This window comes from Shewanella sp. MF05956 (assembly GCF_059758055.1).
Map to the genome: position 1 here is coordinate 154,805 of NZ_JCAYNV010000005.1, position 15,135 is coordinate 169,939.

Below are 15,135 nucleotides of genomic sequence, written 5' to 3' on the forward strand. Positions count from 1 at the left end.
AAAAGCTATTGCCGCTGGAGTCCAAATGACTGATAAACCCATTGTAGTTGCCCTCGACTATGACAATAAAGCCGATGCCCTGACTTTTATTGATAAACTCGATCCAACCATGTGTCGTTTAAAAATCGGCAAAGAAATGTTTACCTTATTTGGCCCCCAATTAGTCAAAGACATTCACAGTCGTGATTTTGATTTATTCCTCGATTTAAAATTCCATGACATTCCTAATACTGTCGCTAAAGCGGTCGCCGCCGCAGCTGATTTAGGTGTGTGGATGACAAACGTGCATGCCAGTGGTGGCTTAGCCATGATGCAAGCGGCGAAAAATGCGTTAGTGCCGTTTGGTAAAGATGCACCCTTACTGATTGCAGTGACTGTATTAACGTCAATGTCGGATGAGGATTTAGCGTTGCTTGGCATTAATGTGCCCGCATTCGAACATGTATTGCGTCTCGCTAAACTGACTCATCAAGCTGGTCTTGATGGTGTGGTGTGTTCTGCTCAAGAAGCGAAACTGCTTAAATCATCTTTCGGCCAGGATTTTACCCTCGTCACACCAGGGATCCGTCCCGCAGGCAGCGATGCCGGCGATCAACATCGGGTCATGACGCCACCGCAAGCCATTGCAGCAGGTTCGGATTATTTGGTGATTGGCCGTCCTATTACACAAGCTGCAGATCCGCTAGCTGCGCTAAAAGCGATACATCAATCGCTTCAAGTATAAACATTTTAACGTCAATCAAAACAAACCAATAAGGGATGACAATGGTTACTAGCACAGGGTTTACTGACAACGGTTTTAGTTACGTAGGCAAGAATGTGGTTGTGGTTGGTGGCACATCAGGTATCAACCTGCAAGTTGCGATAGCATTTGCCAAAGCCGGTGCCAATGTGGCGGTTGCCAGTCGCAGCATCGATAAAGTCAATGCTGCAGTAGAGCAGCTTAAGCAAGCCAATCCCCAAGCGCAGCATATCGGTGTTAGTTTTGATGTGCGCGACAATGAAGCGCTAACCGTTGGTTTTAGCACTATTGCTGATGCATTTGGAACAATCGATGTGTTGGTCAGTGGCGCAGCAGGTAATTTCCCTGCAAGCGCCGCAAAATTGTCTAATAACGGTTTTAAGTCTGTCATTGATATTGATTTGATTGGCAGTTTTCAGGTGCTTAAACAAGCTTATCCGTTATTGGTGCGCCCAGGCGCGAGCATTATTCAAATTTCAGCGCCACAAGCTTATATTGCGATGCCACTGCAAGTTCATGTGTGTGCCGCAAAAGCGGGTGTTGATATGTTAACCCGCACCTTAGCGCTAGAGTGGGGCATTGAAGGGGTTCGAATTAATTCTATTGTGCCAGGTCCAATTGCCGACACAGAGGGCTTTAACCGTTTAGCGCCCAGTGATGAATTACAACAACGTGTGGCTAATAGCGTGCCATTAAAGCGTAACGGCAAAGGGCAAGATATTGCTAACGCAGCATTATTTCTTGCATCCGACATGGCATCGTACATTACCGGTGTGGTATTGCCCGTTGATGGCGGTTGGTCATTAGGTGGCGCCAGTATTGCGATGACCGAATTAGGCGACATTGCCGCCAAACATGGCTTATAAACATTATTATTTAAAGGTAACAAATCATGGCAAATGCATTACAAGATCAATTACTCAAAGCCGGTCTTGCCAGCAAGCAAAAAGTACGCGATGTGAAGACCCAACAACGTCGTAATAAAAAAGCCAAAGTCGATGATGGCAGTTCAGAGCTTAAGCAACAAATTGCCGAGCAGAAATTAGAACAGGCTAAAAAAGACAAAGCCTTAAATGAACAACGCTTTGCTGAGGCGTCTGAAAAAGGTCAAGTACGCGGCTTAATTACTGAGTTTTCTCAATTTGCCATCAATATCTCTAAAGATGCTGAGCTTAAGTTTAACTACACCTTAGAAAACAAAATTTATTCGTTGTACATTACCGATAAAATTCAAGCCGAGTTGCTTAATGGCACTTTAGGAATTGTACGCCACGAAGACAAAAGCTACCTGGTGCCACATAAACTCGCTGAGCGCGTGAAGTTATTAGTTCCTCAGTGGTGTGGCTATTTGTGGGACAAAGCAGCGAAAGATGCCGTTGCGCAAGTCAGTGATGCTAATGACCCGTATGCAGATTACGCTATTCCAGATGATTTAATGTGGTAACGATTACCCTAAAAAGCCTCTTCAACGAGGCTTTTTTTTGACCTTTTATTCGTTAACTTGATCTTGGTTTGCTGTGCGCGCCAAATCTACGCTATTTTCTTTCGTTTCAGGAGTTCGCTATACCACGCCATCAACGCCAAAAATATTCAAATCACACCAATCAGGATGCTCAGCTCGTTGATGCCAAGTGACGGCTGAGCGATGGAATATATCGCGAACCACATGACTTCCCAACATTTTGCTGCCCTGTGTTGCAGTACTTCTCGAAACGTAATCAACTTTTTGTGATAACACAATATCAAGCTTCTTAATCAATTGATGAACGGGTTCATTGCGAAATACATACCTATAACAGCTCAAACCATAGCGTCCATGGGGAGTTTCGCCGTCTTATACCATTTCCATTAATTATGTGACCAATCAGAGCCACTCAGACTTTTCAGTTTGAGGCGCATTGTTGAAAGAATGGTTATACCATTTCCATTAATTATGTGACCAATCAGAGTCACTCAGATTGTTCAGTTTGAGGCGCATTGTTGAAATAATGGTTATTCCCTTCTAAGACAATACAACAAAGAAATGGACAGTCTGAGTGCCTCCAGCAAGGCGGGTTTCTGTGCCTTCTATGCTGCTTAATAGCATTTTGACGTAGAGCAACTATGTCTTCAATCCTATTACTTGCCTAGAAGACACAGAATTCCCGCTGAATGACCAGATAATTAGTGGAATTGGTATTATTCCCTTTTAAGGCGATGCAACAAAGAAATGGAAAGTCTGAGTGTCTCCTACAATCCTATTACTTGCCTAGAAGACACTGAATTCCCGCTGAATGACTAGATAATTGCAGGAATTGGTATTAATGTGGCTCTAGACAAGATTGAATAATAGCGGGTTCATGGACATCAGGAAGGCATGAGAATTCGATCTGGTCGTTAATTGAAGTACGGGCAAGCGCTTCTGAAACTTTCATAAAAAAAATCCGATAATCAAGATCATCGGATTTTGGCAGACTGAAAAGATCGGTCAAGAGATCTTTTTATGTTGTATAGCTTCAGTTATTAACTGATCGGTATTAAGCTAATTGCTGGTTTTATTATACTTAATGATAAAATGTATATGCGAACCGTTTAGCCTAAAGCCGAAGTCGCTGACTTTTTCTGAATTAATTCAATTTTATAGCCATCAGGATCTTCAACAAAAGCGATTTCAGTCGTGCCGCCTGCTACAGGACCTGGCTTGCGAGTCACTTTACCGCCTGCGGCAGTGATAGCGTCACAACGGGCATAAATATCTTCTTCACCTATGGCTAAATGGCCAAAACCGTTACCTAAGTCGTAGCTGTCTACGCCCCAATTATACGTTAATTCAATAACAGCTTGGCCAGTGGTTTCTTCACCAAAACCCACGAAGGCGAGGGTATACTTGTATTCAGCATTTTCAGACTTACGCAGTAGTTTCATACCCATTACGTCAGTGTAAAAGGTGATGCTGCGATCTAAATCGCCAACGCGGATCATAGTGTGAAGTAATTGCGACATAATGTTCTCTCTTAAATAAAAATATACCTGACTGTATCAAGCTCAGATGACAATGAAAAGATGAGTGTCTGTTGATCTGTAACAATTTATATTTTATCAGACTCAACAGAGCGCTATTAAAAACTCGGTATTAAATCTCATTATTCAACAAAAAAACGGGATAATCCGACCCAGTAAATAACAGCATTAAAATGAATACCGTTATTTTTTTGCTTTAGCTCACATTTGTGATGATATTTTTTTGGTTCATAAGCAAAAGGCGTTATTCTTCTTTTATACCTACATGGAGGCAAGACAATGACAACAGAATTAAAAATGGCCTTAGGCACTACCGTTGTAATCGCAATTTGTTTTAGCGCATTTTTTGTGGCGATGTTTTAAATCAGTATTAAACAGTGCTACAGATTAAGCGACAAAGATTCAATGATAAATCACTTGGGATGTAATCAATAGATTCAATCCTTGTGACTAAAACGCTAGTTTATTGCATGTTAGTTGATGAGTTAACATACAATGAATTATAAAAAAATGACCAAAACACATTATGTGTATTGGTCATTTTTTTGCGGCTATTCTTCAGGGTAAATCTTTTCAGAGAACTCACAAAGGTCTTCGATAATACAAGAGCCACAACGTGGTTTGCGGGCAATACAAGTATAACGGCCATGCAAAATAAACCAATGATGTACATCCACCTTAAACTCGCTTGGGACTACTTTTAGCAATTTTTGCTCGACCTGGTCGACATTTTTACCGGGTGCAAACTTCGTGCGATTTGCCATTCGAAATATATGGGTATCTACTGCTATCGTAGGCCAGCCAAAGGCAGTGTTGAGGACCACATTAGCCGTTTTACGGCCAACACCGGGTAATGCTTCTAACGCCTCACGATTTTCGGGGACTTCGCCGCCGTGTAAATCGATTAACATTTTACATGCGTTAATCACGTTGATGGCTTTATTGTTATATAAACCAATGGTTTTGATATATTGCTTGAGCCCATCGACACCTAAGTCATAAATCGATTGAGCGGTATTCGCTACCGGGAATAACTTATCCGTTGCCTTGTTTACGCTAACATCTGTTGCTTGTGCTGATAATGTCACTGCCACTAATGATTCAAATGGGCTGGAAAAATTCAACTCAGTTTCTGGTTTTGGATTGTTATCTCGTAGTCGCGTTAATATCTGAATGCGTTTTTCTTTATTCATAATAATGTAGTTAACTTACCTTAGTGATCCGAGCGCGAGTCACTCCAACAGACTCCACTTTAGGCTGCCTAGCTTTAATTCTGCTGTCGATAACATTTTTAAGGGCAATGAGTAAGCCCATGCCGATAAATGCGCCTGGTGGCAACATGGCGAGTAAGAATGGGGTATCAACTTGCCAGACGTGTATTGTCAGTATACTGGCCCATTCACCTAATAATAAATCGGCTCCATCAAATAACGTGCCTTGGCCTAATAGCTCACGGCTTGCGCCTAATACGACTAATACTGCTGTAAAGCCTAAGCCCATCATTAAGCCGTCAAAAGCTGAATGCGCTAGTGAGTTACGCGATGCAAATGCTTCTGCCCGACCAATAATGACGCAGTTTGTGACGATGAGCGGTAAGAAAATTCCTAATGAAATATACAAATTATAAGCATAAGCATTAATTAATAATTGCACACAGGTCACTAAGGCAGCAATGATCATGACAAACACCGGAATACGGATTTCTTTTGGTACATAATCACGTACTAATGATACTAAGATGTTGGATCCCATTAATACCAATAGTGTCGCAACCCCTAAACCCAATGCGTTCGTGATGGTTGCGGTGACAGCCAGTAATGGACATAAACCAAGTAACTGGACAAGTCCTGGGTTATTTTTCCACAAACCTTGGCTCGCTATTTCGCGATAATTACTCATGGTTGCCCTCACACTTCACATGGCTTTTATACAAATCTTGACGATGAAGCTCTACAAAACTTAACGCTTTACTGATGGCTTTGACATAGGCGCGTGGCGTAATAGTGGCGCCAGTGAATTGATCAAATTGACCACCGTCTTTTTTCACTTTCCACAAGTCCGTATTATCTTTAAACAGTTTGCCACTAAAGTGAGTCACCCAATCTGATTTACGTAATTCAATTTTATCACCAAGACCAGGTGTTTCTTGATGCGATAGCGTGCGCACTCCCAATACTTGGCCGTCATTATCAATACCGATAATCAGCTTGATTTCACCGTTATAACCATCGGGGGCAATAGCTTCAATGGCAATCGCAACAGCTTGTTGATTCTTATAAGCTAAGTAAGCGGGTAAGGCATTTTTACTGCCCAGTAACTCTGGTGAGTGTACTAAAATACATTGCTCAAATAACACATTGTCATGTAAGTGAGTTGGAATGACTTGAGTTAAGGTTTCGGTTAGCTGCTTTTGTTGCTGTAGTGCGATAGTGTCGTGGGTGAGGGCATTAACGATCGCCACTAAACCCGTGCAACACAATGCAAACAGGGCTAACAATAAGCCATTTTTAATCATCGGATTATCATTAATAGACATGGTTAATTTCCTGTGCGATGACCGTAGCTACGTGGGCGGACATAGTAGTCAATAAATGGCGCGCACATATTGGCGAGCAATACCGCAAATGCCACCGCATCTGGGTAACCACCAAAAGTACGAATAAGGTAAATCAATACACCAATCATGGCGCCAAATATTAATCGACCTCGTGGACTGGTTGCCGCAGTCACCGGATCCGTAGCGATAAAAAAAGCCGCTATCATAGTGCCACCACTAAATAGGTGCATTAACGGACTGACAAAGGTATCGGGACTGATTAAAAAGCCGAAACTGGCACATACAAACACACTGGCAATGATAGCGCCGCTAATATGCCAGCGTATCACTTTGAGTTTTAACATGATAAGCCCACCAGCAAGGTATGCCATATTAACCCAAAACCACCCTTCAGCAGCCATTCCAGAGAATATAGGTTTTGCTAAACTTTCCGTGGTGGTTAATCCCATGGATAAATCGGTTTTGAGCGTATCTAAAGGCGTAGCCATGGTTATGCCGTCTATACCTAAACGAAAATACTCAGGCGCAAAAGAGTGATTGATTTCAAAAATAGTTTGCACACTGGTCAGCAAAGAAACGTGATTCATTGCAATGGTTTGCGGTGCAACCCATGAGGTCATTTGAACGGGAAATGAAATAAGCAGTAATACATATGCAGCCATTGCCGGGTTAAATACATTATTGCCTAAACCACCATAAAGTTGTTTTACGATGACGATGGCAAAAAGGGTCCCGATAACAATTAACCACCAAGGCGCTAATGGTGGAATGGCAACAGCAAGTAATGACGCCGTAACCAGTGCACTGTTATCGCTAAGGGTGGCTTTAATGCGTTTGTTACGTAACTTCATTACCGCAGCTTCAGCGAGGTATGCCACGCTCACTGCCAAGAGTAATTGAATTAAGGTTCCCAAACCAAAATAATAGCTTTGAATAGCAATACCCGGAATAAGGCATAAGGCCACCCGTTTCATCACGGTATTGGTGTGTAAACTGGTGCTCACATGGGGTGACGAGGCAATTTTAAATGCCATGATTATTGTTCCTCTTGCTCAGCACTTTTAGCGAGCTTTTTCGCTTTTGCTTTGGCAACAGCTGCCGCGACTTTGGCTTTTTTGATTTGTTCAGGGGTTAACTCAACAGCATCGTCATTGTTAATGACTGAAGTGGTATTGCTAACAGATACTGTCTCATGTTCAAACGTTGGTGTCGTTTCAGTGTGCAAGCTAGCCACGTTATCATCTGTTATTGCTTGAGATATTGCAGGTATAGCCTCTAATAATGATTCATTTTTTAATGGTTCATTATTTATTGATTCATTTTCTGTTGATTCAAGAGGGGTAACGGTTATATCCGTTTGGCTGGCTTGAGCAAGCTTTTTAGCTTTTGCTTTAGCGACGGCCGCTGCGACACGGGCTTTTTTATCATCAATGACATCTATTGGTGATTCAATATTAACCGTTGATTCAATTTCAGTTGCTGGGACAGATCCTGTTGCCGTCACGTCCGTTTGTCCGGCTTGAGCAAGTTTTTTAGCTTTTGCTTTGGCGACGGCCGCTGCGACACGGGCTTTTTTATCATCAATGGCATCTATTGGTGATTCAATATTAACCGTTGATTCAATTTCGGATGTTGGTACAGATGCTGCTGATGTGACGTCAGTTTGACTTTCTTGAGCAAGTTTTTTAGCTTTTGCTTTGGCAACAGCCGCTGCGACACGGGCTTTTTTATCATCAATGGCATCTATTGGTGATTCAATATTAACCGTTGATTCAATTTCAGATGTTGGTACAGATGCTGCTGATGTGACGTCAGTTTGACTTTCTTGAGCAAGTTTTTTAGCTTTTGCTTTGGCAACAGCCGCTGCGACACGGGCTTTTTTATCATCAATGGCATCTGTTGATGATTCAATACTAATTGTTGATTGAGTTTCAGTTGCTGGCTCAGAACCTGCTGCAGTCGCGTCGGTTTGACTGGCTTGAGCTGCTTTCTTGGCTTTGGCGCGTGCAACCGCGGCGGCAATCTTAGCTTGCTTGTCATCGACGACAACGTCAGTGTCGTGTGTTGTGTTATTCGATTCACTGCTTAAAGCTGTTGCTTGGGCCGCTTTTTTGGCTTTAGCGCGCTCAATGGCTGCATTAACTGCGGCTTTTTTAGGATCGACTGCTGTTAGCGGAGCTGGTGTTGTTGTTTCAACTGACGCAGTTGTTGAAGATATTGCCGCATCTTGCGCTTTTTTAGCCGCAATGCGTGCCATGGCGGCCGCAACGGCGTCTTTATCTGTTGACTTCATGCTTGCTTGACGTTTAGCTGCCGCTTCTTTGGCTTTCGCTTCACGCGCATTCTTTTCATCTTCTAAGCGCTGCAAGCGTGTCTCGAAACGGATTTTAGCTTGTTCAGCTTGACGTTTCTCTTCCGCTTCTATTTTTAATGCCGATTTAGCAACGCGATAATATTCAACTAACGGAATATCACTTGGGCATACATAACTGCAACAACCACACTCAATACAGTCTTTTAAGTTAAAACTGGCCGCTTTATCGTACTCTTCGGCTTTTGCATGCCAAAAAAGTTGTTGTGGTAATAACAATGCAGGACAGGCCACTGCGCACTCACCACAACGTATGCAGGCTTTTTCATCAACAACAGGAGCCATTTCATTTTGGCTTGGTATTAACAAGCAGTTAGTGCCTTTTAAAATAGGCACATCTAACTCAGCTAGGGCGTAACCCATCATCGGGCCACCGACAATGACTTTCTGCTCGGCAGATTCGATAAAATGAACCGACTGCAATGCATCGGCCACTGTAGTACCAATGGGTAACCAATAATTACCCGGTTGGCCAATGTGTTCGCCGGTTAAGGTGACAACGCGCTCAATAAGCGGTTTACCCTGATATATCGCCTCTTGAATAGCATAGGCGGTACCAACGTTGTGAACCACAATACCGAGTTGAGCAGGTATAGAGCCACTGGGCACTTCTTTGCCGGTAATAATTTGGATTAATTGCTTTTCACCGCCAGAAGGATACTTTGTCGGAATGACCGTGACACGAACGACGCCTTTAGGCAAATCGCTTCGATTAACCGCTGCTTGCATCGCTTGCGCTGCTTCAGGCTTATTGTCTTCAATGGCAATAATGATCCGCTGAGGGTTAAGTAAATGGTTAATCACCCCTACGCCAGACAAGATTTCATCACTGTGGTCGCGCATTAATCGATCATCTGAGGTGATATAGGGTTCGCACTCAATACCATTGATGATGACTAAGTTGATTTCACTGGCAGGATTGAGTTTGACATGGCTTGGAAATGCCGCGCCGCCCATGCCTGCAATACCTGCTAGTTTGATTTTATCTAATATTTGCGCTTTAGACAGTTGCTCAAGACTATTAGGGGTTAAATCACACCAGGTGTCTTGCCCGTCGGCTTCAATAATACAACTCAATGTTGGAAGCGAAGAAGGGTGGTTAGTTGCGTGTTGCTCTACGGCAATAATTTGCCCTGACGTAGGCGCATGAACCGGCAAATAAGTAAAGCCAGCACCTTCTGTGAGTGCCTGACCTTTTAACACTTTATCGCCCACTGCCACGGTCAACGTAGCTTGCTCACCGACTAACGGTACCGGTACGACAAAACGCTTAGCAAGGGGTAAGCGCGCAATCGCAGATTGATTAGAAAGTGTTTTTAATTGAGGAGGATGGATCCCACCAGGAGATTGCCACAACGACCCTTTATCAAGTTGTTCTAATAACGTTAGCACGCTTGTTCCTCTTGCTCAGAATGAATCACCTTGACTGGGATTGTGTTTAATTTCCAATCCCAATTTTGCAGAGTAGTTTCAACAGGGATCATGTCGATACAATCAACAGGGCAAGGTTCTACGCATAAATCACAACCCGTACAATCTTTGGCGATGACGGTGTGCATGAGTTTACCCGCGCCTAAAATGGCATCTACTGGGCAAGCTTGAATACATTTGGTGCAACCAATACATTCGTCTTCACGGATGTAAGCCACTTTTTTTATTGTAGATTGGGCTTCGGCATTTAAAGGTTCTTGATCAACCCCCATCAATTCGGCAATTTTCTCCATGGTCGCAGTACCGCCAGGAGGACACTTATTGATATGGTCACCATTGGCAATCGCTTCAGCGTATGGACGACAACCAGGGTATCCGCATTGGCCGCATTGCGTTTGCGGTAGCAAGGCTTCGACTTGATCGATAACCGGATTACCTTCGACTTTAAATTTCTTCGAGGCAAAACCTAAAATAACACCAAACACTAATGCCAATAAACTCAGCACCGCAACGGCAATAAATATACTTGTCATGTTAGTTAACCAGCCCCGCAAACCCCATAAACGCTAACGACATTAGTCCAGCGGTGATCATCGCTATTGCGCCGCCTTTAAAGGGGACGGGCACATCGGCAGCCGCTAAGCGTTCACGCATAGCCGAAAATAAAATCAACACTAATGAAAAGCCAACCGCAGCCCCAAAACCATAAATAGCAGATTGAATAAAGTTATGGTCTTCATTTACATTGAGTAAAGCCACACCTAATACTGCACAGTTAGTGGTAATAAGCGGTAAATAGATACCCAAAGCACGATGCAGTGATGCACTGGTTTTTTGTACGACCATTTCAGTAAATTGGACTACAACGGCAATCACCAGAATAAAGCTCATGGTACGTAAGTAACTGAGGTCGAAAGGCTGTAATAAAAATTCATTGGTGAGATAGCTTAAAATTGAGGCGAGGGTTAATACAAACGTGGTCGCCATTGACATACCAATCGCAGACGCCAATTTGCTCGACACCCCCATAAAAGGGCATAGACCTAAGAATTTAACTAGGACGAAGTTATTAACCAGTACTGTGCCGATTAATAGAAGAAGGTACTCTGTCATTGCTACATTTTTTTGACCAATAGATCTTAGTATTATCTAAGGTTTAGCGTTGAGAAACAACGGATAAAAAACAAGGTTAAACATAAAATGCTTAACCTTGTAATAAAATGCTCAATTTTACCTTTTTATAACACAATAATTACTGTTTTTTGACCAGTAATTCAGGTTTTGCAATGTAATATCCTTGTAGGCCGTCAACGAGTAATTTTTCTAAAGTTAGTTTTTCGTCTTGTTTTTCAACACCGGTAGCAATTACCCGAATACTGATACGCTTAGCGATATCGACAATCATACGAACAAAAAACTTATTGTTGTTATCTTGCTCAATATTATCACTATAACTACTGTCTAATTTGATAAAGTCTGGGCGCACTTCTCGGAAAAATTTAAACGAGGTAAATCCTAAACCAAAACGCTCAATAGCCACTTTAGCACCGACTTTATGCATTTCGCTGACAAATTGATGACTGGAAATTAAATTGGCTTGCATACCAGACTCATTAAGTTCGAATATAATCCGAGATGCAATTTGACGATGCTTGGTTAATAGGTCTTTTAACCAGGTGGTAAAGCCATCTTGTAACGCCGATAATGCGCTAATGTTGACCCCCATGTTGCCGATAACACTTGGGTTTTCACTTAACACTTTAATGGTTTGTATCACAATCATTTTATCAAGTTCGACATTCAAGCCGTAACGCTCAGCCATCGCAATCACTGTGGTCGTAGGCAGGTGTTTACCTTCAGCGTTATAAAAACGTGCTAACAGCTCACGATAGAGGTCTGTTTGATTATTACAAGGCTGAATAGGTTGTTGATAAAAGTTAATGCTGCGGCGATTAATTAAGTCATCAATGGTAATTTTCCAATGGTCATCACCTAATTGCTCATCACCAGAGAGCTTCTCAAGTTGATAATATCGGTTAGGCCCTAATGTTTGTGCAATGCTAACTGCAGTGTCCGCTAATGCCATTAACGTTAAAGGTTCACACCCTTCTTTATAAGGCACCATGCCTGCATGGGCAATGGAATCACTACGAGTACTTTGAGCATACTCATCGAGATGACGTTTAAGACTCTCTAAACATTTTTCACCTTCTTTAAGTGTTAAGCCATCGATAAAGACTGCAAAGTCACCACTGGAGACTCTAAAACATTCATTTACCCCTAATGATGAAACCGCTTTACGAATACAATTAGCCAATTTAGCTAAATAATCATCACCCGCGGCTCGTCCATGTAGTTGGTTAATGCTCGCAAGCTCTGCGGCTTTTACCATGATCAAGACGCCATATTGCTGTTTATTTGATTTGCTTAAGTCTTCTAAAAATTGAGTAAAACGTTGCCGAGTAGAAAAACCACTGACGGGGTCTTGGTAAGCGGCTTTAGTGAGTAATTCGTTTTCTTTTCTGACGCTGTCTAGGCTAAGTTTCAATTGGCTACGGCAAGTTTCAAGGGCATTGCCTAATGGGCGTAAAACCCCAGGGAAACGAGAACGTTCTAGTGCTAAAAAAGACAAATCAGGAATATGTGTAATGTACTCCGCTGCATACCGAATGCGTTTTTTATGTAATTGTACTAATGCTGCAAACAACAACATTAACAGAATATATGCACCAATTAATAAGGTGGCGGTTTGTTCAAGATCGGCAATATTCGCTGAAAGTACGCTTGATGTGTCTAGTCGAACTTGCAAGCGTGCTTGGGGAAAAGAGTCAATGTGACCCAGCTCAATATCGAAAATTTTGCTGGCAAAGTCATCACTTGGACGTTGTAAGCTACCGTGAGTGAAGTTTAGATTACTGTCAGTATTATGAATAAATTGGAAGAATTGAAAAGTGAATGTACTCGACATTTGCTGATATAGGGCTTCGCCGTCACCATCCCAGTTACGATATGTTTGCACATATTGCAAATAACTTGCGCGCGCGATTTCACCTTGTTCTTGAACTTCATTATTTTCAACCGAGTAAATACGGAAAACCAATAGGCCGAAAACAATTAACAGAACCAGCTGAAAGGATTTTGATAAGCCCATAAAACATCCATTCCTTACGAGTTGCCAATTTATGCCATTCAGCCAAATGCTGTCGTTAATAACAGTGTCATCTGGATGGGCATGATGATAAATGTGTTGTCACAATAGTGTATATAATAACCAATAATATTATAGCAGGTGTAGTATTAAATTATTATTAACCTAAAGCACTATAATCACAGGAAAAAACAGGTAAATTAGATGAGTAGAATGACGGTGCAGAAGACATTAAGTTAGCGACATTATCAATCAATAAAGTTTCAAATGAAAGTGAGAGTATAAAGTAAAAGAGAATTTTTTCGAGGAATGAAGCTGATGTTAATAATGGCTCCCCAGACTGGACTCGAACCAGTGACATACGGATTAACAGTCCGCCGTTCTACCAACTGAACTACTGGGGAAGCGTATTATTACGATTGAACTATTTACTATCGAACTATTTTGACTTGAAATGGCTCCCCAGACTGGACTCGAACCAGTGACATACGGATTAACAGTCCGCCGTTCTACCAACTGAACTACTGGGGAAGCGTATTATTTCAAATGCATTATCTCGATGGCTCCCCAAACTGGACTCGAACCAGTGACATACGGATTAACAGTCCGCCGTTCTACCAACTGAACTATTGGGGAATTATTTCGATAATTATAAACGTTGGCTCCCCAAACTGGACTCGAACCAGTGACATACGGATTAACAGTCCGCCGTTCTACCAACTGAACTATTGGGGAATTACGCTTATATTCTAAACTTACATACTAAATTGGCTCCCCAGACTGGACTCGAACCAGTGACATACGGATTAACAGTCCGCCGTTCTACCAACTGAACTACTGGGGAAACGTTTTTAGCAATGTATTGCTGAGAACGGAGCGCATAGTAAAACGCTCTGGTAACTGAGTCAACTCGAGTTATAAAAAAAAACGCATTTATGTGACTAATTGGTTATCAAATACACATCGTGCACGACTTTTGGGCGTTTATGTCGATTTTTAAACAATGAATAGAAAATGAAACACTTATATATTCAATTCAGATCTTTGTTGATCTTGTGCTCATTAAAGAAGAGTTAAATCAAAAGTGCAGTAGGGTGCTCATTACTTAGGTGTCATTTTGATTCCAGTCGTAACTCGAGGTAATTTACTCCTGGGAAGGCCACTATTGGGTCACGCTATGGATAAGTACTAAAGTGAGTCTGTGCTTTGAACGTACAAAAGTTTTTAAAAGACAGTAGCGATGAGCGCATTTACCTATTTTATGAGTGGCTTTGGCAGCCTAGATTGTTTCTCTACTGGGGTTAGCACTCATGCATTGAAGCTGTGAGTTTTCGGTTACATCCATTTTTCGGTTACATTCATTGCACATATAAGGGTATGACCAATACCATTAACGATTTAAAGGACCTACCGCGTTGTGTTAATTGATATTGCTTTTGATCAAACCCTTTAACGTCGTTTGTGGGCACTCTTACATTAGGAAATAATGAACCGATTGTCTTGCTGTTTCGTATTGCATATCAAATGTAATTAAATTTCATCAAAACATTCTTACGTTTTTATGAACCTTGCCATCGCGCTATCCCGCAGCCACATTGGTGTTTAGTGAGTTATCCACTAAATCTGTGGATAAACATGTGGACTTCTTCTATAAATGCTCTTCAATCCCTTACTGAGCAAGGCTTGGACTTAAAATGCACTTATTCATTAGCGATAAATTAACTTGATTAAATTCAAATGAATACAAAAATCAACTGTTTTGTTTTTTCACTGTTCTGTGGATTGCAAAATTGTAATCCGTTTGCATTGTAGATTGTGTATTAAATTGCAGTTTAGTTTAGTTTTTCACCGATTTACACGCGGTATTTAACACCAAACGGCTTGTG

Annotated in this window: 13 protein-coding genes and 5 tRNA genes; 3 read left to right on the top strand and 15 right to left on the bottom strand. The window is 41.8% G+C overall.

Annotated elements, in window-relative coordinates; genetic code table 11:
• Nucleotides 1-25 precede the first annotated feature (25 nt).
• Genes pyrF through AC19MX_RS07535 form a run of 3 tightly spaced genes read left to right on the top strand, consistent with a single transcriptional unit; the run spans nucleotide 26 to nucleotide 2,186 of the window.
• Nucleotides 26-724: an orotidine-5'-phosphate decarboxylase gene (gene pyrF, locus AC19MX_RS07525; protein WP_498297406.1), complete on the top strand. Its 699-nt coding sequence runs from the start codon at nucleotides 26-28 to the stop codon at nucleotides 722-724.
• 41 nt (nucleotides 725-765) lie between these two features.
• Nucleotides 766-1,608 (top strand): SDR family oxidoreductase, encoded by an 843-nt coding sequence (locus AC19MX_RS07530; RefSeq protein WP_498297407.1) that lies wholly within the window; start codon nucleotides 766-768, stop codon nucleotides 1,606-1,608.
• A 26-nt stretch (nucleotides 1,609-1,634) separates the two neighbouring features.
• A complete protein-coding gene (locus AC19MX_RS07535; protein WP_498297409.1) occupies nucleotides 1,635-2,186 on the top strand; it encodes a DUF2058 domain-containing protein in 552 nt (183 codons plus the stop codon).
• A 117-nt stretch (nucleotides 2,187-2,303) separates the two neighbouring features.
• On the opposite strand, the gene AC19MX_RS07540 is transcribed toward AC19MX_RS07535, so the two are convergent.
• The 15 genes from AC19MX_RS07540 to AC19MX_RS07610 form a co-directional block, all read right to left on the bottom strand.
• Nucleotides 2,304-2,546, bottom strand: a complete 243-nt coding sequence (locus tag AC19MX_RS07540; protein WP_498297411.1) for a transposase domain-containing protein — start codon at nucleotides 2,544-2,546, stop codon at nucleotides 2,304-2,306.
• Nucleotides 2,547-3,313: 767 nt separating this feature from the next.
• Nucleotides 3,314-3,724: a lactoylglutathione lyase gene (gene gloA, locus AC19MX_RS07545; protein ID WP_432401987.1), complete on the bottom strand. Its 411-nt coding sequence runs from the start codon at nucleotides 3,722-3,724 to the stop codon at nucleotides 3,314-3,316.
• Between the two features lie 569 nt (nucleotides 3,725-4,293).
• Nucleotides 4,294-4,935, bottom strand: a complete 642-nt coding sequence (gene nth, locus AC19MX_RS07550; protein WP_498297413.1) for an endonuclease III — start codon at nucleotides 4,933-4,935, stop codon at nucleotides 4,294-4,296.
• A gap of 10 nt (nucleotides 4,936-4,945) precedes the next feature.
• Nucleotides 4,946-5,641: an electron transport complex subunit E gene (locus AC19MX_RS07555; protein ID WP_498297415.1), complete on the bottom strand. Its 696-nt coding sequence runs from the start codon at nucleotides 5,639-5,641 to the stop codon at nucleotides 4,946-4,948.
• Nucleotides 5,634-6,278 carry an electron transport complex subunit RsxG gene (gene rsxG, locus AC19MX_RS07560; RefSeq protein WP_498297416.1) on the bottom strand — a complete coding sequence of 215 codons (645 nt, stop codon included), beginning with the start codon at nucleotides 6,276-6,278 and terminating at the stop codon, nucleotides 5,634-5,636. Before rsxG ends, AC19MX_RS07555 begins: the two co-directional genes overlap by 8 nt.
• Before the next feature lie 2 nt (nucleotides 6,279-6,280).
• Nucleotides 6,281-7,333: an electron transport complex subunit RsxD gene (gene rsxD, locus AC19MX_RS07565; protein WP_498297418.1), complete on the bottom strand. Its 1,053-nt coding sequence runs from the start codon at nucleotides 7,331-7,333 to the stop codon at nucleotides 6,281-6,283.
• A gap of 2 nt (nucleotides 7,334-7,335) precedes the next feature.
• A complete protein-coding gene (gene rsxC / locus AC19MX_RS07570; RefSeq protein WP_498297420.1) occupies nucleotides 7,336-10,062 on the bottom strand; it encodes an electron transport complex subunit RsxC in 2,727 nt (908 codons plus the stop codon).
• A complete protein-coding gene (rsxB, locus tag AC19MX_RS07575) occupies nucleotides 10,056-10,634 on the bottom strand; it encodes an electron transport complex subunit RsxB (protein ID WP_498297421.1) in 579 nt (192 codons plus the stop codon). Before rsxB ends, rsxC begins: the two co-directional genes overlap by 7 nt.
• A 1-nt stretch (nucleotide 10,635) precedes the next feature.
• Complete coding sequence (gene rsxA / locus AC19MX_RS07580) at nucleotides 10,636-11,214, bottom strand: electron transport complex subunit RsxA (RefSeq protein ID WP_188916400.1); 579 nt, start codon at nucleotides 11,212-11,214, stop codon at nucleotides 10,636-10,638.
• A 139-nt stretch (nucleotides 11,215-11,353) separates the two neighbouring features.
• Nucleotides 11,354-13,252, bottom strand: a complete 1,899-nt coding sequence (locus tag AC19MX_RS07585) for an EAL domain-containing protein (RefSeq protein ID WP_498297423.1) — start codon at nucleotides 13,250-13,252, stop codon at nucleotides 11,354-11,356.
• A gap of 325 nt (nucleotides 13,253-13,577) precedes the next feature.
• Nucleotides 13,578-13,653, bottom strand: a tRNA-Asn gene (locus tag AC19MX_RS07590).
• 51 nt (nucleotides 13,654-13,704) lie between these two features.
• Nucleotides 13,705-13,780, bottom strand: a tRNA-Asn gene (locus tag AC19MX_RS07595).
• 29 nt (nucleotides 13,781-13,809) lie between these two features.
• Nucleotides 13,810-13,885: transfer RNA gene (locus AC19MX_RS07600), tRNA-Asn, on the bottom strand.
• A 23-nt stretch (nucleotides 13,886-13,908) separates the two neighbouring features.
• Nucleotides 13,909-13,984: transfer RNA gene (locus AC19MX_RS07605), tRNA-Asn, on the bottom strand.
• A gap of 33 nt (nucleotides 13,985-14,017) precedes the next feature.
• Nucleotides 14,018-14,093 (bottom strand) — tRNA-Asn (locus AC19MX_RS07610).
• Between the last annotated feature and the right edge of the window lie 1,042 nt (nucleotides 14,094-15,135).